Annotated in this window: 20 protein-coding genes and 1 riboswitch; of the genes, 14 read left to right on the top strand and 6 right to left on the bottom strand. The window is 67.9% G+C overall.

What is annotated here, in order from left to right; translation table 11 throughout:
- The first annotated feature begins 98 nt into the window (after positions 1 to 98).
- Entirely contained in the window at positions 99 to 1,160 is a 1,062-nt protein-coding gene (locus A5645_RS01600; protein WP_065128276.1) for a type III polyketide synthase, read from the top strand.
- A gap of 42 nt (positions 1,161 to 1,202) precedes the next feature.
- Here A5645_RS01600 and A5645_RS01595 read toward each other — a convergent pair whose 3' ends face one another.
- Together A5645_RS01595 and A5645_RS01590 are read right to left on the bottom strand one after the other, a co-directional pair.
- Positions 1,203 to 2,468, bottom strand: coding sequence for a cytochrome P450 (locus A5645_RS01595; protein ID WP_155767804.1), 1,266 nt, complete (start codon positions 2,466 to 2,468; stop codon positions 1,203 to 1,205).
- A 5-nt stretch (positions 2,469 to 2,473) separates the two neighbouring features.
- The gene (locus A5645_RS01590; protein ID WP_065128288.1) at positions 2,474 to 4,240 is read right to left on the bottom strand and encodes an ABC-F family ATP-binding cassette domain-containing protein; all 1,767 of its coding nucleotides are present in this window, start codon (positions 4,238 to 4,240) and stop codon (positions 2,474 to 2,476) included.
- A gap of 36 nt (positions 4,241 to 4,276) precedes the next feature.
- Positions 4,277 to 4,466: riboswitch (cobalamin riboswitch) on the top strand.
- Between the two features lie 78 nt (positions 4,467 to 4,544).
- Here A5645_RS01590 and A5645_RS01585 point away from each other — a divergent pair.
- The 4 genes from A5645_RS01585 to A5645_RS01570 all read left to right on the top strand — a co-directional run bounded on the left by A5645_RS01585 (position 4,545) and on the right by A5645_RS01570 (position 9,962).
- On the top strand, positions 4,545 to 6,233 hold the full coding sequence (locus A5645_RS01585) for a PPE family protein (protein ID WP_065128274.1): 1,689 nt from the start codon (positions 4,545 to 4,547) through the stop codon (positions 6,231 to 6,233).
- A gap of 104 nt (positions 6,234 to 6,337) precedes the next feature.
- Entirely contained in the window at positions 6,338 to 6,625 is a 288-nt protein-coding gene (locus A5645_RS01580) for a CDGP domain-containing protein (RefSeq protein ID WP_065037106.1), read from the top strand.
- 151 nt (positions 6,626 to 6,776) lie between these two features.
- A complete protein-coding gene (locus A5645_RS01575) occupies positions 6,777 to 9,764 on the top strand; it encodes an acyl-CoA synthetase (RefSeq protein WP_155767801.1) in 2,988 nt (995 codons plus the stop codon).
- Positions 9,765 to 9,767: 3 nt separating this feature from the next.
- Positions 9,768 to 9,962, top strand: a complete 195-nt coding sequence (locus A5645_RS01570; RefSeq protein ID WP_065037105.1) for a Trm112 family protein — start codon at positions 9,768 to 9,770, stop codon at positions 9,960 to 9,962.
- On the opposite strand, the gene A5645_RS01565 is transcribed toward A5645_RS01570, so the two are convergent.
- Genes A5645_RS01565 through A5645_RS01555 form a run of 3 tightly spaced genes read right to left on the bottom strand, consistent with a single transcriptional unit; the run spans position 9,952 to position 12,115 of the window.
- Complete coding sequence (locus A5645_RS01565; RefSeq protein WP_065037104.1) at positions 9,952 to 10,575, bottom strand: TetR/AcrR family transcriptional regulator; 624 nt, start codon at positions 10,573 to 10,575, stop codon at positions 9,952 to 9,954. The genes A5645_RS01570 and A5645_RS01565 overlap by 11 nt on opposite strands.
- Positions 10,575 to 11,324: an ABC transporter permease gene (locus A5645_RS01560; RefSeq protein WP_253866829.1), complete on the bottom strand. Its 750-nt coding sequence runs from the start codon at positions 11,322 to 11,324 to the stop codon at positions 10,575 to 10,577. The genes A5645_RS01565 and A5645_RS01560 overlap by 1 nt, the downstream gene beginning before the upstream one ends.
- 14 nt (positions 11,325 to 11,338) lie before the next feature.
- Positions 11,339 to 12,115, bottom strand: a complete 777-nt coding sequence (locus A5645_RS01555) for an ABC transporter ATP-binding protein (protein WP_065128273.1) — start codon at positions 12,113 to 12,115, stop codon at positions 11,339 to 11,341.
- 58 nt (positions 12,116 to 12,173) lie between these two features.
- Between A5645_RS01555 and A5645_RS01550 the strand changes: the two genes are divergently transcribed.
- Positions 12,174 to 12,797 carry a DNA-3-methyladenine glycosylase gene (locus A5645_RS01550; protein WP_065037102.1) on the top strand — a complete coding sequence of 208 codons (624 nt, stop codon included), beginning with the start codon at positions 12,174 to 12,176 and terminating at the stop codon, positions 12,795 to 12,797.
- On the opposite strand, the gene A5645_RS01545 is transcribed toward A5645_RS01550, so the two are convergent.
- Positions 12,794 to 13,672 carry a bile acid:sodium symporter family protein gene (locus A5645_RS01545; protein WP_065128272.1) on the bottom strand — a complete coding sequence of 293 codons (879 nt, stop codon included), beginning with the start codon at positions 13,670 to 13,672 and terminating at the stop codon, positions 12,794 to 12,796. The genes A5645_RS01550 and A5645_RS01545 overlap by 4 nt on opposite strands.
- A 155-nt stretch (positions 13,673 to 13,827) precedes the next feature.
- Here A5645_RS01545 and tyrS point away from each other — a divergent pair, with 155 nt between their 5' ends.
- The 8 genes from tyrS to recN all read left to right on the top strand — a co-directional run bounded on the left by tyrS (position 13,828) and on the right by recN (position 21,219).
- The gene (gene tyrS / locus A5645_RS01540) at positions 13,828 to 15,099 is read left to right on the top strand and encodes a tyrosine--tRNA ligase (protein WP_065037100.1); all 1,272 of its coding nucleotides are present in this window, start codon (positions 13,828 to 13,830) and stop codon (positions 15,097 to 15,099) included.
- Positions 15,100 to 15,361: 262 nt separating this feature from the next.
- Positions 15,362 to 15,712, top strand: coding sequence for a DUF732 domain-containing protein (locus A5645_RS01535; protein ID WP_065037099.1), 351 nt, complete (start codon positions 15,362 to 15,364; stop codon positions 15,710 to 15,712).
- 50 nt (positions 15,713 to 15,762) lie between these two features.
- Positions 15,763 to 16,551, top strand: coding sequence for a tetratricopeptide repeat protein (locus tag A5645_RS01530; protein ID WP_081288101.1), 789 nt, complete (start codon positions 15,763 to 15,765; stop codon positions 16,549 to 16,551).
- On the top strand, positions 16,520 to 17,548 hold the full coding sequence (locus tag A5645_RS01525; RefSeq protein ID WP_065128271.1) for an HAD-IIA family hydrolase: 1,029 nt from the start codon (positions 16,520 to 16,522) through the stop codon (positions 17,546 to 17,548). Before A5645_RS01530 ends, A5645_RS01525 begins: the two co-directional genes overlap by 32 nt.
- A gap of 7 nt (positions 17,549 to 17,555) precedes the next feature.
- On the top strand, positions 17,556 to 17,732 hold the full coding sequence (locus tag A5645_RS27480) for a hypothetical protein (protein ID WP_099051115.1): 177 nt from the start codon (positions 17,556 to 17,558) through the stop codon (positions 17,730 to 17,732).
- Between the two features lie 8 nt (positions 17,733 to 17,740).
- Positions 17,741 to 18,550 (top strand): TlyA family RNA methyltransferase, encoded by an 810-nt coding sequence (locus A5645_RS01520; RefSeq protein WP_065128270.1) that lies wholly within the window; start codon positions 17,741 to 17,743, stop codon positions 18,548 to 18,550.
- Positions 18,547 to 19,473, top strand: a complete 927-nt coding sequence (locus tag A5645_RS01515; RefSeq protein WP_065037096.1) for an NAD kinase — start codon at positions 18,547 to 18,549, stop codon at positions 19,471 to 19,473. The genes A5645_RS01520 and A5645_RS01515 overlap by 4 nt, the downstream gene beginning before the upstream one ends.
- Positions 19,474 to 19,476: 3 nt before the next feature.
- On the top strand, positions 19,477 to 21,219 hold the full coding sequence (gene recN, locus A5645_RS01510; protein ID WP_065128269.1) for a DNA repair protein RecN: 1,743 nt from the start codon (positions 19,477 to 19,479) through the stop codon (positions 21,217 to 21,219).
- Positions 21,220 to 21,302 lie beyond the last annotated feature (83 nt).

The following is a 21,302-nucleotide window of genomic DNA, read 5'->3' as shown; positions in this document are numbered from 1 at the left end:
GGAATTTTTTGCGGGACCGTCGACCGCCGATTAAACTCGCCCTTTGGGGAGAGTCTGTGCGGGGCGGACGGGCCAGCAGCAACTGAGAAGGCAGGGTCATGAGCGTCGTCGCGGGTGTTTTCGGTGCGTTGCCACCACATCGCTACAGCCAGAGTGAGATCACCGACCTGTTCGTCGAGTTCCCCGGGCTCAAGGAGCACGAAGAAATCGTGCGCCGCCTGCACGCGGCCGCCAAGGTCAACAATCGCCATTTCGCCCTGCCGCTGGAGCAGTATCCGACACTCACCGACTTCGGCGACGCCAACGAGATCTTCATCGACAAGGCTGTCGAACTCGGCATCGAGGCGCTACTGGGTGCGCTCGACGAGGCAGGTCTGCAGCCGCAAGACATCGACATGATCGCCACCACGACGGTCACCGGGGTTGCGGTGCCCTCGCTGGACGCCCGCATCGCCGGGCGGCTGGGACTACGCCCGGATGTGCGGCGAGTGCCGCTGTTCGGCCTCGGATGTGTCGCCGGTGCGGCGGGCGTGGCCCGATTGCATGACTACCTGCGCGGCGCGCCCGACGACGTCGCCGTACTGATCTCGGTCGAGCTGTGCTCGTTGACTTACCCGGCGGTGAAGCCGACCGTGTCGGGTCTGGTCGGCACGGCCCTGTTTGGTGACGGCGCCGCCGCAGTGGTCGCCGTGGGCGACCGGCGCGCCGAACAGCTGCGCGCGGCCGGCCCGCAGATCATCGACTCCCGCAGCCGGCTTTACCCCGATTCGCTGCACATCATGGGCTGGGACGTCGGATCGCACGGCCTGCAGTTGCGCCTCGCGCCGGAGCTGACCGACCTGATCGAGCAGTATCTGCCCGCCGATGTGGACGGATTCCTCGCCTCCCACGAACTCACCAGGGACGACATCGGTGCGTGGGTGAGTCACCCCGGCGGGCCCAAGGTGATCAACGCGATCACCAACAGCCTCGAATTGCCGCCGGAGGCGCTGGAGCTGACCTGGCGCTCCCTGGGCGAGATCGGGAACCTGTCGTCGTCGTCGGTGCTGCACATCCTGCGGGACACCATCGAAAAGCGCCCGCCCAGCGGCAGTCCGGGGTTGATGCTGGCGATGGGCCCAGGATTCTGCGCCGAATTGGTGCTGCTGCGCTGGCGCTGAGTAAGACCGCAGGAAGGAGCTCGCGCACCCTACGTGATCCACTCAAGCCACCTCGACCACCAGACCGGGCCGGGGGCTCAGGGCGGCGAAATTCGCCGCGCGAATCCGTTGCTGCGGCAACCGCAGTCGAGTCCTGGCGACCAGCCGGGCCAGCATCACCGTCATCTCGGTGGTCGCCATCACGGACCCGATGCACCGGTGCAGCCCGCCGCTGAACGGGATGAACTCATGCGGTGCCGGCTTGCGATATCCCGGCGCTTCGGGATCCCACCGCGATGGCAGGAATTCGGTTGGCTGCGGCCATATTTCGGGTATCCGGTGCGTCACGTAGGCGCTGAACACGATCATCCGTCCCGCGCGGATCCGGTGCCCGTCGAACGACAGATCGCGCATCACCCGGCGCGCCGAAATGACGCCCGGCGGATACAACCGAAGCGTCTCGTGCACAACGCCGTTGAGGTAGGTCAGCTTGGCAATATCCCCGGCCGCCGGTGCCCGGTCGTCCAGCACGCGAGCCACCTCGTCGGCGGCGGTGTCCCAGGCGCCGGGCAGCGTCAGCAACGTATACGCAGCCCAGGCCAGCGCGCCGCTGGTGGTTTCGAAACCGGCGGTGATCATCGAGACGATCTGGTCACGAATCTCGTTGTCTTGCAGTATCTGACCCTCGTCGGAGCGACCATTGAGCAGCACCGTCAGCATGTGGTCGTCCGGGCGGGGCCGGGCGCGGGCGTCGGCGATCTCGGCGTCCATCAACTCGTCGATTCGCTTGCGGGCATCCATCGCGCGGCGCCAGCCGGGGGAGTTCAACCGTCGCTGCAGCCGCATCACTTGTGGCGGGCGGTGGGTCAGGTCCAGCAGCGGTTGCAACTGCTCACCGAGGAAGTCCGAATGCGCGGCCATCCGGGAACCGAACAGGCTCTCGGCCGTACTACGTCGCACCGCCGACCGGAATTGCTGATACAGATCCAGGCGTTGCCCGACCCGCCAGCCGTCGATCATGGCGTCGACGGTGTCCACCATGGTCTGCACGTATTCCTGAATTTGCCGGTGCCGCAACCCGGGAGCCACTACGCTGCGCCGTCGGCGGTGGTCCTCGCCGTCGCTGACGATGAGCGCGGTGGGACCGTCGACGGGCGCCAGGGTGTCGAACGTCTCCCGCCAGCTGAAGGCGTCCGCGTTGGCGAACACGAACTTGTTCGCCTCGGCGCCCAGTAGATAGGCGAAGCCGTGCCGGCCGACGCCGGCATTGATCGCCGGGCCACGCCGGTGATACGCGGCGAGCAGCGCTTCCCCGGGCGGGTAGGTCACCGGTTTCATTCCAGCTCCTCTGACAGGTCCAGCCAGCGGCCCTCCGTCGCCGCGACCTCGTCTTCCAGGGACCGTAATTCACCTGTCAAGCGGGTGATGCCGATGTGGTCGGACTGATCGTGCTCGGCGAGTTCGGTGTGCTTGGCCGCGATCCGCTCGGCCAGGCGGGCCAGCTGCCGGTCGAGGGCCGCGAGCTCTTTTTCCGCGGCTCGCCGCTGTGCCCCCGACTTAGCCGCCGGCCTCGGGACCGGTTGCGGCTCAACCGGTTCGGAGCGGTTGGATAGCTCCAGGTACTCGTCGACGCCGCCGGGCAGATGCCGCAACCGGCCGTCCAGAATGGCGTACTGCTGGTCGGTGACGCGTTCGAGCAGGTAACGGTCGTGGGACACGACGATCAGGGTGCCCGCCCACGAGTCGAGCAGGTCCTCGGTCGCGGTCAGCATGTCGGTGTCGACGTCATTGGTGGGCTCGTCGAGCAGCAGCACGTTGGGCTCCGAGAGCAGGGTGAGCATGAGCTGCAACCGCCTGCGCTGACCACCGGAGAGCTCACCGACACGGGCGGAGAGCTGGCCGCGGGCAAACCCGAGCCGCTCCAGCAGCTGCGCCGGGGTGACCTCACGCCCCTCGACCTCATACCCCCGCTGCAGCCGGCCGAGCACATCGGCGATGCGTTCATCGGCCAGCGCGGTCAGTTCGTCCCCCTGCTGGTCCAGCACCGCCAGGCGCACGGTCTTGCCGCGCTTGACGCGTCCGCTGTCGGGCTCGACGGTGCCGGCGATCAGCCCCAGCAGGGTGGACTTGCCGACGCCGTTGGCCCCGACGATGCCGGTGCGCTCACCCGGTGCGATCCGCCACTCGACGTCGCGTAGCACCTGTCGCCCCTCGAACGAGACGGACACGTCGAGCAGATCGATGACGTCCTTGCCCAACCGGGCGGTGGCCAGCTTGGCCAGTTCCACCGTGTTACGCAGCGGCGGAACGTCGGCGATCAGCTGATTGGCGGCCTCGATCCGGAATTTCGGCTTGGAGGTGCGCGCCGGGGCGCCCCGGCGCAGCCAGGCCAGTTCCTTGCGCATCAGGTTCTGGCGCTTTGCCTCGCTGGCAGCGGCTTGCCGGTCCCGCTCGACCCGCTGCAGCACATAGGCGGCGTACCCGCCTTCGAATGGCTCGACGATGCCGTCGTGCACTTCCCACGTGGTGTCGGCCACCTCGTCGAGGAACCAGCGATCGTGGGTCACCAGCAACAAGCCACCGCTGTTGCGCGCCCAACGCTGTTTCAAATGGCCGGCCAGCCAGGTGATGCCTTCGATGTCGAGATGGTTGGTGGGTTCATCGAGCGCGATCACATCCCACTCGCCGATCAGCAACCGCGCCAGCTGCACCCGTCGACGCTGGCCCCCGCTCAACGTGGAAACCGTTGCGTGCCAATCGATATCGGAAACCAATCCGTCGACCACATCACGCACCCGGGCATCGCCCGCCCACTGATGTTCGGGCTGGTCACCGACCAGCGTCCAGCCCACCGTATGGCCGGGATCGAGGTTGTCAGCCTGGCTCAGCGCGCTTACCTGCAGACCGCTGCGCCGGGTCACCCGCCCCGAGTCCGGGCGCAGCCGGCCGGTAAGAACGCCCAGCAGGCTGGACTTGCCATCCCCGTTGCGGCCGACGATGCCGATGCGCGCGCCGTCGTTGACGCCCAGGGTGACCGACTCGAATACCACCCCGGTCGGATATGCCAGGTGTATCGCCTCGGCGCCGAGCAGGTGTGCCACCGGACCGACGCTACCGATCGCACTGAGCGAACCACTTACCGCCGGACCCGGCAAAGTGCAACAATGTCAGCCGTAAGGCAATGACGATGTAGGAAGCCGGTGCGAATCCGGCGCGGTCCCGCCACTGTCATCGGGGAGCGAACCTCAATAGCCACGGCGAATAGCTGGAAGGCGAGGCGAGCGGCGATCCGAGAGCCAGGACACTCGCGTCATCGCGTCCTGCGACCCGGGGCGGTGTACCCCGAGAGAGCTGATCGACGTCAATGTCACCCCTTGATTGGGTGGTCCACACCGTGGCCACCCGTTGACTGCCCCCATCTGGATGGCCGCACCGCCAGAGGTGCATTCAGCGCTGCTGAGCAGCGGCCCGGGACCGGGACCGCTGCTGACCGCCGCGGCGGCGTGGAACGCGTTGGCCACCGAATACGCCGAGGCGGCCCAGGAACTCACTGCCCTGTTGGCGTCGGTTGACGCCGGCGCCTGGGCAGGTCCGACGGCGCAGGCATACGTTGCCGCCCATGCGCCGTATCTGGCCTGGCTGGCGCAGGCCGGCGCGGACAGCGCTGCCACGGCCGCTCAACACGACGCCGCCGCGACCGCCTACACGACCGCGCTGGCCGCCATGCCCACCCTGCTTGAACTGGCCGCCAACCACGCCACGCACGCCGCGCTGACGGCGACGAATTTCTTCGGCATCAACACGATCCCGATCGCCCTCAACGAAGCCGACTACGTGCGGATGTGGATTCAGGCCGCCACCGTCATGAGCACGTATCAGCAGCTCGCTTCCGCGGCGTTAGCGGCGGTGCCGGCAAACATCGCGGCGCCACAAATCGCGAAGGCCGATGCGCTACAGGTCGGTACCGCCGAAGCCGCCCCGCTGCCGCCCGACCGGCAGAACGAGTTCATGCAGTGGCTGCAAGACATCGGGTTCGTCGACTTCTACGACGAGATCGTCCAGCCGTTCATCACCTGGCTTTCCGAGCTGCCCTTTTTCCAGGCCCTGTTTTCCGGATTCGACCCCTACCTGGTCATCCTGGGTAACCCATTGACCTACTTCAGTCCGTTCAACATCGCGTTCGCCCTTGGCTATCCGATGGATATCGGCACCTACGTCCTGTTGTTGTCACAGATGTTCTCGTTCGTCGCGCTGGATCTGACGGCGGCCTTCGCGTCGGGGAATCCGGCGACGATCAGCTTCACCTTGTTGTTCGTCACGGTGGAAATCATCGGCACGGTGATCACCGACACCATCGCGCTGCTCAAGACGCTGCTCGAGCAGACACTGGTGCTGATCACCGTCCTGGTGCCGATGCTGACCGCGCCACTGGTGCCGTTGACGGCGGGCGCGGTGCTGGCGCCGCTCGGCATCAAAGGTCTGGCGGCCCTGGTGGCAGTACCGCCACCGCCACCACCCGTCACACCGGCGACACCGCCATTGGCTGCGCTGGCTCCCAGCGTTCCGACATCACCGCCGTCGCCGCAACCGGCACCGCTGGAAGGGACTGCCCCGGCTACCTCGGGGGCGCCACCACCTCCGCCGGCCACCGCACCGCCGCCGACGACCGGAACGGGCCTCGGATTAGGGCTCGGACTAGGGATGGAAAACCTCGGCTACATGGTGGGGGGCCTGAGCGCAGACGCTCGCCGGGCCGCCAGCAGCGGCGCGCGCAAGAAGGCGCCAGAACCCGACACGGCAGCGGAGCCCGCAGCCGCGGCGACACCGCAGGAGCCGTCCGGCTCGCCGAAACGGCGGCGGGCGAAGGTCGTACAGCCCGGCCGCGGCTACGAATACATGGATTTGGAGCCCGACATCGATACGCCGGCCGCTTCGAATCAGGGCGCGGGCGCCCAGGGGTTCACCGGTACCGCGGCGCGGCACACAGTCTCGGCGGCGGGATTGGCGACCGTGGCCCGCGACGACTTCGGCGGCAGCCCGCAAACACCGATGCTGCCGGGTACCTGGCCCACCGACCCCGCCGAAAGTCCCTGACAACAGGCCAAACGTAAGGAATTTTGCCGCAAACCCAGCCAACGCCGGCTACCCGAGCGGTAGCGTCAGTGTGCGGCGACGTGGCCGCGTGATGGGAGACCACCATGAAGCGCTGCATCTCCGGAGGATTGGTCGCCATGCTGACGACCACAGGGCTGATTGCCGCGGCGCCGCCGGCCGGTGCCGGTTGCATTTATGGGGGACTCGCGACCATCAGCCGTTGCGATGGTCCGGTGGAACCGGACGGGACCTGGCAACGTTGCGTGGTGTTCGACACGCCGAGCACCGGCCCGACCTATCGAGCACCGGACCGACGCTGCGACACGATGGGTCCTGACCTGCACCCTTGGGGTTTCGCATTCAATGACCCGCCGACGCACATCGACGATTGAGGCCTGACGATCTAGGCCGACTGAAGCCTATTGAAGCCTTCAAGCCGTCGGCGCTGCGCGTGGGAAGATTGTGACCCAGACCACCGGTTGAGGCGGATGTGCCATGATTGCCACGCTGGTCAAGGCCCAACTGAGGGAGCGTTGAGGAGCCGTGGTGGATCTCAATTTGTCGATGGTCACGCGACCGGTCGGGCGACTGGTGGCCACCGCTCAGAATGGTCTCGAGGTCCTGCGACTGGGGGGACTGGAAACCGGGAGCGTGCCGTCGCCGTCGCAGATCGTGGAAAGCGTGCCGATGTACAAGCTTCGGCGCTACTTCCCACCCGACAACCGGCCGGGGCAGGCACCGGTGGGCCCACCGGTGCTGATGGTGCATCCGATGATGATGTCGGCGGACATGTGGGACGTCACGCGTGAGGACGGCGCCGTGGGCATCCTGCACGCGAGCGGACTGGACTGCTGGGTGATCGATTTCGGCTCACCCGACAAAGTCGAAGGCGGCATGCGCCGCAACTTGGCCGATCACATCGTCGCGTTGAGCCAGGCCATCGACACCGTCAAGGACACCACCGGGCAGGACGTGCACCTGGTCGGCTATTCCCAGGGCGGCATGTGGAGCTACCAGGTCGCCGCCTACCGGCGCTCGAAGAACCTCGCCAGCATCGTGGCGTTCGGTTCGCCGGTGGACACGCTGGCTGCCTTACCGATGGGCATCCCGGCCAACTTCGGCGCCGACGCCGCCAACTTCATGGCCGACCATGTTTTCAATCGGCTGAACATCCCAAGTTGGATGGCGCGCACCGGTTTTCAGATGATGGACCCGCTCAAGACCGCGAAGGCCCGAGTCGATTTCGTGCGTCAGCTGCACGACCGCGAGGCGCTGTTGCCCCGCGAGCAACAGCGCAGGTTCCTCGAGCGCGAAGGCTGGATCGCCTGGTCCGGACCGGCCATCTCCGAACTGCTCAAGCAATTCATCGCCCACAACCGGATGATGACCGGCGGTTTCGCCATCAACGGTCAGCTGGTGACGCTCACCGACATCACCTGCCCCATCCTGGCGTTCGTCGGCGAGGTGGACGACATCGGGCAGCCGGCATCGGTGCGCGGCATCCGGCGCGCGGCGCCCAATACCGACGTCTACGAATGCCTCATCCGCACAGGCCATTTCGGCCTCGTCGTCGGATCCAAGGCCGCTCAACAGAGCTGGCCCACCGTCGCTCAGTGGGTGCGGTGGATCTCCGGCGGCGGCGACAAACCGGCCAGCATCAATGTCATGGTCGAGCAGCCGGCCGAACACACCGACAGCGGTGTGGCGTTCAGTTCGCGCGTCGCGCACGGGATCGGTGAGGTTTCCGAGGCCGCCCTGGCCATCGCCCGCGGTGCGGCCGATGCCGTCGTCGCGGCCAACAAATCGGTGCGCACCCTGGCCGTCGAAACCGTCCGGACGCTGCCGCGGCTGGCGCGGCTCGGACAACTCAACGACCACACCCGAATTTCGTTGGGCCGCATCATCGATGAGCAAGCGCGTGATGCACCGCAGGGTGAGTTCCTGTTGTTCGACGGCCGCGTGCACACCTACGAGGCCGTCAACCGCCGGATCAACAACGTGGTCCGCGGACTGATCGAGGTCGGGGTACGCCAGGGCGACCGGGTGGGCCTGCTGATGGAGACCCGGCCCAGCGCGCTGGTGGCCATCGCCGCCCTGTCCCGGCTCGGTGGCGTCGCCGTATTGATGCGCCACGACGCCGATCTGGCCGCTCAGGTCCGGCTGGGCGGGGTCAGTGAGATCCTGACCGACCCGGCCAACCTCGAGGTCGCCCGGCAGTTGCCGGGCCAGATCCTGGTGCTGGGCGGGGGAGAGACGCGCGATCTGCACTTACCCGATGACGCGGACGTCATCGACATGGAGCAGATCGATCCCGACGCCGTGCAACTGCCCGCCTGGTACCGGCCCAATCCGGGGTTCGCGCGGGACCTGGCGTTCATCGCGTTCAACGCGGCGGGCGGCGAGCTGGTGGCCAAGCAGATCACCAACTTCCGGTGGGCGCTGTCCGCGTTCGGCACGGCGTCCACGGCCGCGCTGGACCGCAGGGACACCGTGTACTGCCTAACGCCGCTGCACCATGAGTCGGCGCTGCTGGTCAGCCTGGGTGGTGCGGTCGTCGGCGGCACCCGAATCGCACTCTCGCGGGGCCTGCGTCCGGATAGGTTCGTCGCCGAGGTTCGCCAGTACGGCGTGACGGTGGTGTCCTACACCTGGGCCATGCTCCGCGACGTGGTCGACGACCCGGATTTCGCGTTGCACGGCAACCACCCGGTGCGGTTGTTCATCGGTTCCGGTATGCCTACCGGGTTGTGGGAGCGGGTAGAAGACGCGTTTGCCCCCGCCCACGTCGTCGAATTCTTCGCCACCACGGACGGACAGGCGGTGCTGGCCAACGTGTCCGCCACCAAGGTCGGGTCCAAGGGGCGTCCGCTGCCGGGCGCCGGGCGCGTCGAACTCGGTGCCTACGACGCCGAGCACGACCTGATCCTGGAGGACGACGACGGGTTCGTCCAGGTCGCCGAGACCAACCAGGTCGGCGTCCTGCTGGCCCAGTCCCGCGGCCCGATCGACCCGACCGCATCGGTCAAGCGCGGCGTGTTCGCCCCCGCCGACACCTGGATCTCCACCGAGTACCTGTTCTACCGCGACGCGGACGGTGACTTCTGGCTGGCCGGCCGGCGCGGAGCGGTGATCCGCACCGTACGCGGCATGGTGTACGCCGAACTCGTCGTCGACGCGCTGGGCCGCATCGGCGCGGTCGATCTCGCGGTGACCTACGGGGTGTCGGTCGGGGACCGCCAGTTGGCGATATCCGCCGTGACGTTGCGTCCCGGTGCCACCGTCACCGCTGCCGACCTGACCGAAGCCGTGGCCGCCATGCCGGTGGGGCTTGGCCCCGACATCGTGCAGATCGTGCCGGAGCTGACGCTCAGCGCGACCTTCCGTCCGACGGTCAGCGCACTACGGGCGGCCGGGGTACCGAAGTCGGGACGGCAGGCCTGGTATTTCGACGCCGCCAGCAAGGAATTCCGTAAGTTGACACCCGCGGCCCGCACCCAGCTGAGCGGCAAGAAAGCGACCAAGGATGCTTGACGAATGATCGACGACGCCCTGCTTGAAATCCTGGTCTGCCCCGCCGACCGGGGGCCGCTGCTGCTGGTCGACGATGGCCGCGAGCTGTACAACCCGAGGCTGCGGCGCGCCTACCGCATCGACGACGGAATCCCGGTCCTGTTGGTCGACGAGGCCCGCGACGTCGGCGACGACGAGCACAACCGGTTCACGGCGTAAGGTCGTCGGGCAGTTCCCCGGTGAGGTAGCGCTGCAGGTTCGGCGCGATGGTGCGCGCGATCTGGTCGGTAGGCAGTGAGGCGAACGGCTCGATCTTGACGATGTAGCGTGCCATCACCACCCCCATCAACTGGGAGGCGACGAACTGGGTGCGGATCATGCCCGTCCCTGCCGGATTGTCAACGCGGGAACCCACTTCCGCGCTGATCACCTCCTGCAGGAACGAGCGCGCCAGACTCACCTCGTCGCCTGCGATCAATGACCGCAGCGTAGCGATCAGCCCGGCGCCCAACTCGGAATCCCACAGCGGCAACAACAGCGACGGCAGCCGATAGCCGAGGTCTTCGACGGGGATCTCCCGCAGTTGCGCGATCACTATCATCGGGTCGATCGGGAGGCGGATCGCGGCAGCGAACAACTCCTGTTTCGTGCCGTAGTAGTGGTGCACCAGCGCCGCGTCCACCCCCGCGGCCTTGGCCACCGCACGGATCGACGTCCGGTCAATCCCGTTGCGCGCAAACAGTTCTCGCGCGCTTGCCAGTATCCGCTCGCGGGTGTCGGAGTTTCCTGCGGGCCGTCCCGGGCGTTTGCGCTTCGCGGTTTCCGCCACCATCAAGGTGTCCTGCGCCGCAGCGTCGCGGCGGCAAGACACATGGACGCGACGGCGAATCCCAACACGACAGACATGTCACGCACGGTAGTCGCCGTCAGGCCCGAATGCGCACCCACCTGCTGCAAGGCTTCCAGCGCGTAGCTGGCCGGCAGGACGTTGCTGATCCACTGCAGCCAGTCGGGCATCGCCGACCGCGGCACGAGCACGCCGGCCAGCAGCAGCTGCGGCACCATCACCAACGGGATGAACTGCACGGCCTGAAACTCTGTGCGGGCGAACGCGCTGAACAACAGCCCCAATCCGACGCCGAGGATGGCGTTAAAGATGGCGATCACGAATACCCACACCGGGCTGCCCGCGGTGGTGAAACCCAACAGCCAGAACGAGACCGCACAGGCCACCACCGCTTGCGCCACCGCGGCAGCCGAGAAGGCGGTCCCGTAGGCCATCAGCAAGTCGAGACGTCGTAGCGGCGTGGTCAGGATGCGTTCCAAGGTTCCCGACGCACGCTCGCGCTGCATGGTGATCGAGGTGATGATGAACATCACGAACAACGGGAACAGGCCCAGCAGGATCAGGCAGGCGTTGTTGAACGGAGTGGGGCCGCCCGGTCGATGCGGGGCATCCTGAAACATGAAGTACATCAACGAGATCACCACGACGGGGACCACCAGGATCATCGCGACGCTGCGGTGATCGGCAGCCAGTTGGCGGACGATGCGCGTCGTGGTGGCCGCGTACGGTTTCAGCTGCTGCACCGGGCTCAGCCGGCTCTGGGACCCGCCAGCGGCTCGGTGCTGCGCCGGATGACGGACAGAAACGCTTCCTCCAGTGACGTGCATGACGTTTCCTCTCGTAGTTGGGTCGGGGTGGTGTGCGCCACCAGGCGGCCGTCGCGCATCAGCAGCAGGTCCGCGCAATGGTCGGCTTCGTCCATCACATGGCTGGACACGAGCAATGTGGTTCCACCGTCGGCCAGTTCACCGAATTGCCGCCAAAGCTCAACGCGCAGAACCGGGTCCAGGCCGACGGTGGGCTCGTCCAGCACCAGCAGGTCGGGCTGGCACACCAGCGCGCATGCCAGCGACACCCTGGTGCGTTGGCCGCCGGAGAGGTTGTCGCAGACGGCGGTGCGGTGATCGGTGAGCCCGACCCGCTCGATGGCTTCCTCGGCGGCGTGGCCGTCGAATCCGTAGAGCGACGCGAAGTAGCGGACATTGTCGATCACCCGCAGGTCGCGGTAGATGGTCGGGTCCTGAGGTACGTAACCCACCCGGCGGCGCAGTGCGGCCGAGCCGGCGGGATGGCCCAGCACGGTCACCGTTCCCGACGCGACGATCTGGGTGCCGACGATGCTGCGGATGAGCGTGCTCTTGCCGCAGCCGGACGGTCCGAGCAGCCCGGTGATCGTGCCCGGCGCGACGCGCACCGAAAAGTCGTGCAGCGCCGGTCGTTTACCGCGGATCACCCGTAGATGCTCGATGCTCACCGCCGGCTCTGTGATGCGTCGCATTAATTCATCGTGTGATGAAGTCATCATGCGATGAATATTCGACCTGTTGGCGTGCCTTGTCAAGAGGCCGGGCACAATCAGTTCGATGAGCGCATCGGGACCGGCCGCGGAACTGCTGGTGGACCCGCTCACCGCCGCGCGCCGGCTGCTCGGTGCCGCCCTGACCGGCAGGGGCGTGCGCGCCGTGATCGTCGAGGTGGAGGCGTACGGCGGGGTGCCGGACGGGCCCTGGCCGGATGCCGCGGCGCATTCCTACCGTGGGCGCAGCGCCCGCAACTCCGTCATGTTCGGACCGCCCGGGCGGCTGTACACCTACCGCAGCCACGGCATCCACGTCTGCGCCAACGTCTCGTGCGGCCCAGATGGCACGGCTGCGGCCGTCTTGCTCCGGGCGTGCGTCATCGAGGATGGCTTGGACGTTGCCCGGAGCCGTCGCGGTGCGGCGGTTCGCGACGCGGCGCTGGGGCGCGGACCGGGGAACCTGTGCTCAGCACTGGGAATCACGATGGACGACAACGGGATCGACGTGTTCGATCCCGCCAGTGCCGTGACGGTGCAGCTATGCGCGCCGCTGACGGCGACGGCGGGGCCCCGGGTGGGGGTCAGTCAGGCCGCGGACCGGCCCTGGCGACTGTGGCTGGCCGGCCGGCCCGAGGTGTCGGCGTACCGGCGCAGCCCACGGGCGCCGGCGCCCGGTGCCAGCGATTAGGTCCGCTGCCGGTTCGCCGCCCGGTACCCGGGGTCGAGGCGGCGCACGGTGAACACGAATGCCAGCGCGATGAACGGCGCGATCAGCCCGTAAACGGCGGCCGGCGTGGCCATTTCGGCGTTGTTGAGCAGTTGCGGACTCATCGCTATGCCGACCGCCACCACGGCGTTGTGCAGCCCGATCTCCAAGCTGATCGCGATGGATTGGCGAGGCTCCAACCGCATCCAGCGGGGCGCCAGGTAGCCGACCGTCAGGCTGATCGTGCAGAAGGACACGATCGCCAGGCTGAGGACGCCGAAGTTGCGCAGCAACGTCGACCGGCCGCCCGCCACCCCGGCAAACAGGGCCACCACCAACAGGACCGCGGCGACGACCCGGACCGGATTCTGCAACCGCCGCGCCAGATCCGCGAAGCGGTGCCGGATCGCGACCCCGATCGCGGTAGGGATCAGCACCACCCCGAACACCGCGAAGAACTTGTCGAACTGCAGCGGGATGAACCGGCCTTCACCGAGGAACCATGCCATCGAGGCGGCCAGGATCGCCGGTATCGCGAAGATCGACAGCACGGCGTTGACGGCGGTCAGCGTGAGATTGAGGGCCAGGTCGCCGTTCACCAAGTGGCTGAGCACGTTGGCCAGCATTCCGCCGGGGCAAGCCGCCATCAGCATCAGTCCGACCGCCAGGTTCGGTTCCAGATTCAGCCCCTCGGCGATCAGCAAGCACAGTCCCGGCAGCACGACGGCTTGACACACCAGTGCCACCGCCAATGGGCGGCGTAGCTTGGCGGCTCGCTGAAAGTCGGCAACGGTGAGGGTAAGGCCGAGCGCCAGCATGACCGCCACAACCACCAGCGGAAAGAATCGATTGTCCATGTCGTTCCGCAAATTACTCCACGGCCGACCGTCCGGCGCCGTGCCGCGTGAGGGCTCTTGGCCGTTGACCATGCACGCCCCGCTGGAATCATCCTGAGCGGATGGCAGGCATCCGGCGCGCACGGCCCGCCGCGCATCCTGGAAGACTCTCAGCCATGGGAAACGGGATCCTCGACGAGTTGGGCTGGCGTGAGCTGATCGCACAGTCCACCGACCTCGATGCGCTCGCCGCCGAGGCGCAGCGCGGTCCGCTGACCGTCTACGCCGGATTCGACCCGACCGCGGCGAGCCTGCACGCCGGGCACCTGGTGCCGCTGCTGGCCCTGCGGCGCTTTCAACGTGCCGGTCACCGGCCGATCGTGCTGGCCGGTGGTGCCACCGGGATGATCGGCGACCCGCGCGAAGTCGGTGAGCGCAGCCTGCATTCGGCCGACACGGTCGCTGAGTGGACGGAACGAATCCGGGGTCAGCTGGAGCGCTTCGTCGACTTCGACAACTCGCCGACGGGTGCGATCGTCGAGAACAATCTCGAGTGGACGGCCAGCATGTCGGCCATCGAGTTCCTGCGCGACATCGGCAAGCATTTCTCGGTGAACGTGATGCTGGATCGCGACACCGTCCGGCGCCGCCTGGAGGGCGAGGGCATCTCCTACACCGAATTCAGCTACATGCTGTTGCAGGCCAACGACTACGTCGAGCTGCACCGGCGGCACGGTTGCTCGCTGCAGATCGGCGGATCGGATCAGTGGGGCAACATCATCGCCGGAGTCCGGTTGGTACGCCAGAAACTCGGTGCCGCTGTGCACGCACTCACCCTCCCGCTGGTGACGTCCGCCGACGGCAAGAAGTTCGGCAAATCCACCGGCGGCGGCAGCCTGTGGCTGGACCCACAGATGACCAGCCCGTACGCCTGGTATCAGTACTTCGTCAACACCGCCGATGCCGACGTGATCCGCTACCTGCGCTGGTTCACCTTCTTGTCGGCCGACGAACTCGCTGAGCTGGAACAGGCCACCGCCGAGCGCCCACAACAGCGCGCCGCCCAGCGCAGGCTGGCCACCGAACTGACCGTCCTGGTGCACGGCGAGACGGCCACCGAAGCCGTCCAACACGCCAGCCGGGCGTTGTTCGGGCAGGGCGAGCTGGACCGTCTCGACGAAGCCACATTGTCGGCGGCCCTGCGCGAAACCTCGGTCGCCGAACTCAAACCCGGTGAGCCGCAGGGGATTGTCGACCTGTTGGTGGCCACCGGGTTGTCCGAGAGCCGGAAAGCCGCGCGGCGCACCATCGGTGAAGGTGGCGTGTCCGTCAACAACATTCGCATCACGAGCGACGAATGGTCGCCACAGTCAACGGATTTTCTGCACGGCCGCTGGTTGGTGCTGCGGCGCGGAAAACGGAACGTCGCGGGAGTCGAACGGCTGTAGCATTCAGCGGGGTCCCATCGCGAGGGGGAGGGGGCGGCGATGAGACCCCGCTGACAATGTGGGTTGTTATCTCCTTGCTACGAAACCAATTCTGCGGCCCGGCCGCCGCTTCAGCTATCCCACTTCCGGCTGGTGGGCGGGGGAAATTCGGTTCGCCCATCCGGCCAGGTGCGACGTCCACCGATCGGAGGACACGCCTTAGTGTGCAAACCTTTACCTCATCGTGTCGTGTATGTGACAGTCGTTCAGCACTGTTGTCACGATGACCGCACCCGCGATCGCTTTCCGACTGCTGGCGCTTGCCGCAGGCGTGTTCGGTGTTTCGGCCAGCGTGGCGGCGCCGATACACGCCGACATACTGGGGAACGCCTTCCTCAATGGCCTGACCAATGCCGGCATCCCCTACAGCCAGCCGGAGACCGCTATTGCGACGGGGCGTTCGGTCTGCCCGAGGGCGTTCCAGCCGGGCGGCAACTTCGACACGATCGTCTCCGAAATCGCTGAGCTCAACGGCATGTCGCGAGACCGGGCCGCAGCGTTCACCATTGTGGCGATCGCCACATACTGCCCTGCGTTGATAGCGCCGATGCTGCCGCACCGACTGCAGGCCTAACCCACGGCGTTGTTTGTGAGCCTCATGGGCCTACCCGTAACCTCTAGCGGGTGGCCGATGACAGGCGTGGAGGCAATGAGCGGCGACCCCGACCGCCATCCGCCGGCCCCCCCCGGCGCTCCGGGCCGGGCCGGGCGCGCCCTGCCCAACCCCGGCAAGCGCTCGCCGACACCGTCGCGGCCGGACCGCCGATTCCCGACGACATCGACGCCCGGCAACTGGCACCCGATGTCCGTCGGGAACTGAGCACTCTGGACCGGACCACCGCGGACACGGTTGCCCGCCACCTGGTAGCCGCGGGCGGCCTGCTCGACGAGGACCCGGAAGCCGCCCTGAGCCATGCGCGCGCCGCCCGGGTACGGGCCAGCCGGATCGCCGCGGTCCGGGAGGCCGTCGGGATCGCCGCGTACCACTGCGGCGACTGGGGCCAGGCGCTGGCCGAATTCCGCGCCGCACGCCGGATGGGCAGCAAGTCCGCGTTGCTGGCGCTGATCGCCGACTGCGAACGCGGTCTCGGTCGACCGCAGCGCGCCATCGACCTGGCCCGCAGCCCCGAGGCGGCCCAGCTCACCGGCGACGACGCCGACGAGTTGCGCATCGTCGCGGCCGGCGCGCGGGCCGACCTGGGGCAGCTCGAGCAGGCGCTGACCGTGTTGTCCACTCCCGCGCTGGACCCGTCCCGGACCGGCTCGACGGCCGCTCGGCTGTTCTATGCCTATGCCGAAACACTGTTGGCGCTCGGACGCGGGGACGAGGCGTTGCAATGGTTCCTGCGCTCGGCCGCTGCCGACGTGGAAGGCGTGACCGATGCCGAAGACCGGGTCAACGAACTTGGCTGACACGAAACCAATTGCGCAGCAATACGATTGCTTGCTGCTGGACCTCGACGGGACGGTCTTTCGCGGTCACCGGCCCACCGAGGGTGCCGTCGAGTCACTGGATGCGATAGACAGCCGGAAGCTGTTCGTCACCAACAACGCTTCGCGCAGCGCCGACGAGGTCGCCGCGCACCTGCGTGAGCTCGGGTTCGCGGCCGATAGCGACGACGTGGTGACCAGCGCGCAGAGCGCGGCCCACTTGCTGGCCGCGCAACTGCAACCGGACGCCAAGGTGTTGGTGGTGGGCACCGAGGCGCTGGCCGATGAGATCGCCGCGGTGGGTCTGCGTCCGGTCCGACGCTTCGACGACGAACCCGACGCCGTCGTCCAGGGATTGTCGATGGAGGTCGGCTGGTCCGACCTGGCCGAGGCCGCCCTGGCCATTCGGGCGGGGGCGCTGTGGGTGGCCGCCAACGTCGACCCGACACTGCCCACCGAGCGGGGCCTGCTGCCGGGCAACGGATCACTGGTGGCCGCGGTGCGGACCGCCACCGGGGAGCAACCTCAGGTCGCGGGCAAGCCGGGGCCACAGTTGATGAAGGATGCGGTGGGCCGCGGCGAGTTCCGGGCGCCGCTGGTGGTCGGGGACCGGTTGGACACCGACATCGAAGGCGCGAACGCGGCGGGTCTGCCGAGCCTGATGGTGCTCACCGGGGTCAATTCGGCGCGCGACGCGGTGTTCGCGCATGCCGAACAGCGGCCCACCTATATCGGGCATGATCTGCGGTCCCTGCACCAGGATGCTTCGTTGTTGAGGGTGGGGCCGCAGGTGGGCTGGCGGGTCGACGTCGACGACCACACTCTCACCGTGAGTGCGACCGACGAGGACCCCACGGACGAGCTGGCCGTGGTCCGCGTCGTGGCCGCCGCGGTCTGGAACGCGTCCGCCGATGTGGGAATCGAAGCCGGCGACGATCCGGCCCGCGATGCGCTGAAGCGCTGGTCCCTACTAGCGTAGGAGCGCAATGACTATCGATCCTGACGAGATTCGCGCGGAAATCGAATCCTTGGTGGCCCAGTTGCCCGAGGACGCCGACGCGGCCGACGGCCCGTCGCTCGAGCAACTCGAAGACATCGCCCGCCGCCTCTCCGAGGCGCACGACGTGCTGCTGCGTGCCCTGGAGTCGGCGGAGAAGGGCTGAGTGGGCGCATGCCGCGGCGTGCCCGCGTCGACGCCGAGCTGGTTCGGCGGGGTCTGGCACGTTCCCGTCAGCAGGCCGCGGAACTGATCGGAGCCGGCAAGGTGCGCATCGACGGCCTGCCCGCGGTCAAGCCCGCCACCGCCGTCGCGGTGACCGCGGCCCTGACCGTCGCCGACGACGGGGAACGTTCGTGGGTGTCGCGCGGGGCGCACAAGCTGATCGCGGCCCTGGACGCCTTCGGGATTCGGGTCCACGGCCGGCGTTGCCTGGATGCGGGCGCGTCCACCGGTGGGTTCACCGAGGTCCTGCTGGACCGCGGCGCCACCGAAGTGATCGCCGCCGATGTCGGGTACGGGCAACTGGCCTGGTCGTTGCGCAGCGACCCACGCGTAGTGGTCGTGGAGCGGACCAACGCCCGGGATCTGTCACCGGAGGCGATCGGCGGACCCGTCGACCTGGTGGTGGCCGACCTGTCATTCATCTCGCTGGCGACGGTGCTGCCCGCGCTGGTTGGCTGCGCTTCCCCGGACGCGGATATCGTTCCCATGGTGAAGCCGCAATTCGAGGTGGGCAAGGGCCAGGTCGGGCCCGGCGGGGTGGTGCGGGATCCCGCGCTGCGCACCGATGCGGTGCTGACCGTGGCGCGGCGCGCCGAGGAGCTGGGCTGGCATCCGATCGATGTGACGGCCAGTCCGCTGCCCGGTCCGGCGGGCAACGTCGAATATTTCTTGCGGCTGCGCGCTGAGGGCGACCGGGCGCTGGCCGGTGACTCGTTGGTTGACGCGGTACAACGTGTCGTATTTGGGGGCCCACAATGACTACCGAACGCACCGTGCTCATGGTCGTCCACACCGGCCGCGACGAAGCGACCGAAACCGCCCGGCGCGTGGAGAAGGTGTTACAAGACAAGGGGATTGCGCTGCGCGCCCTGTCCGCCGAAGCGGTTGACAAGGGCACGCAGCGGCTTGGTCCCCATGACATGCGGGCCATGGGCGTCGACATCGAGGTCGCCGATGCGGACCCGATGGTCGCCGAAGGGTGCGAACTGGTGCTGGTGCTCGGCGGCGACGGCACCTTTCTGCGTGCGGCCGAACTGGCCCGCAACGCCGACCTTCCGGTGCTGGGCGTCAACCTGGGCCGGATCGGCTTCCTGGCCGAAGCCGAGGCCGAGGCGATCGACGTCGTACTCGAACATGTTGTGGCGCAGGACTATCGGGTCGAAGAGCGGCTCACTCTCGATGTCTCGGTGCGCCAGGACGGCGACATCATCGATCAGGGCTGGGCCCTCAACGAGGCCAGCCTGGAGAAGGGACCGCGGCTCGGCGTGCTGGGCGTCGTGGTGGAAATCGACGGCCGACCGGTTTCGACGTTCGGCTGCGACGGCGTGCTGGTGTCCACACCCACCGGGTCCACCGCGTACGCATTCTCCGCGGGCGGCCCGGTCCTGTGGCCGGACCTGGAAGCAATTCTGGTGGTGCCCAACAACGCTCACGCGTTGTTCGGCCGGCCGATGGTCACCAGCCCCGATGCCAGCATCGCGATCGAGATCGAGGCCAGCGGTCACGATGCGCTGGTGTTCTGCGATGGTCGCCGGGAGATGGTGGTTCCGGCGGGCAGTCGACTCGAGATCACGCGGTGCAACACCCCGGTGAAGTGGGCGCGGCTGGACAGCGCGCCGTTCACCGACCGCCTGGTCACCAAGTTCCGGTTGCCGGTAACAGGTTGGCGCGGACGGCAATAGCTGGTGCTGACCGAAATAAGGATCGAATCGCTGGGTGCCATCAGCGTTGCGACCGCCGAGTTCGACCGTGGGTTGACCGTGCTGACTGGTGAGACCGGTACCGGCAAGACCATGGTGGTGACGGGCCTGCACTTGCTGGGCGGTGCGCGGGCCGACGCCACCAGGGTGCGATCCGGCGCCGAGCGCGCCGTCGTCGAAGGACGTTTCACCACAAGCGATGTCGAAGACGCGGTGACGGCCTATCTCGACGAGATCCTCGACGCCTCGGGCGGCGAGCGCGACGAGGATGGCAGCGTGATCGCGTTGCGCACCGTCAATCGCGACGGGCCGTCCCGAGCGTATTTGGGTGGCCGCAGCGTGCCCGCGAAGTCACTGAGCGGTTTCACCACGCAGCTGCTCGCGCTGCACGGGCAGAACGATCAGCTGCGGTTGATGCGCCCCGACGAGCAGCGCGGTGCACTGGACCGTTTCGCCGGTGCCGGGCCGGCGCTGGAGCGCTACCGCAAGCTGCGCGACGCGTGGCTTACCGCGCGGCGCGACCTCAACGACCGCCGCGACCGGACCCGTGAGTTGGCCCAGGAGGCCGACCGGCTCAAGTTCGCGTTGAACGAGATCCACACCGTCGACCCCCAACCGGGTGAGGATGAGGAGCTGGTCGCCGACATCCTTCGATTGTCCGAGCTCGACACGCTGCGTGAAGCGGCGGCGTCGGCACGCGAAATGCTGTCCAGCTCCTCGGAGGACGGGTTGGGCGCGGCCGATGCGCTGGGCCGCGCCCGGGGCGCGCTGGAATCGGCGGGGGACGCCAGGCTGCGGGCGCTGGCCGATCAGATCAATGGCGCGCTGACCGTGGTGATCGACGCCGCGGCCGAGTTGGGCGACTACCTGGACGGGCTGCCCGTGGACGCCAGCGCATTGGAGTCCAAGTTGGCCCGCCAAGCCCAACTCCGCACACTGACCCGCAAGTACGCCGCCGACATCGACGGGGTGTTGCAGTGGGCCGAGGACTCGCGCAACCGGCTGGCGCAGCTCGACGTCTCGGAAGAGGGTCTGGCCGCCCTGCAACGCCGAGTGGACGACCTGGAACGCGAATTAGCCCAGGCCGCCATCGAACTCAGCAAGGTGAGGCGCAAGGCCGCCAAGAAGCTGGCGAAAGAGGTGACCGCGGAGCTGGCCGGCCTGGCGATGGCCGACGCTGAATTCACCATCGGCGTGGCCACCGATCACGCCGAAGCGGACGATCCCGCCGCGCTGACCCTGCCCGACGGCGAGTCGGTCCGGGCGGGCGCTGATGGCGTCGACGTCGTCGAATTCGGCTTCGCCGCACACCGCGGGATGTCGGTGCTGCCGCTGGCCAAGAGCGCGTCGGGCGGTGAGCTGTCCCGGGTGATGCTGGCGCTGGAAGTGGTGCTGTCGGCCTCGGCCACCGGCACCACGATGGTGTTCGACGAAGTGGACGCCGGGGTAGGCGGCTGGGCGGCGGTGCAGATCGGCCGGCGCCTGGCCCGGCTGGCCCGCACCCACCAGGTCATTGTCGTCACGCATCTACCCCAGGTGGCCGCCTACGCGGATGTGCATTTGGTGGTGCACAGCCAAGGGCCCCAAGGCGCCAGCGGCGTGCGCCGCCTGAGCGATGACGACCGGGTGGCCGAGCTGGCCCGGATGCTCGCCGGCCTGGGGGAGTCCGACAGCGGCCGCGCGCACGCCCGCGAGCTGTTGGAAACCGCGCAGAACGACCGGGCCTGAGCTTCCTGTCATTGCGCGAGCGCGCGCACCTCGCCCGCGAGCGTGCGCAGTTGTACGCGGACACGCCGTTGCGGCTGGCCATC

The sequence above is a fragment of the Mycobacterium asiaticum genome (assembly GCF_001673635.1).
Lineage (GTDB): Bacteria > Actinomycetota > Actinomycetes > Mycobacteriales > Mycobacteriaceae > Mycobacterium > Mycobacterium asiaticum_C.
This window is presented reverse-complemented; position numbering and strand designations above follow the sequence as displayed.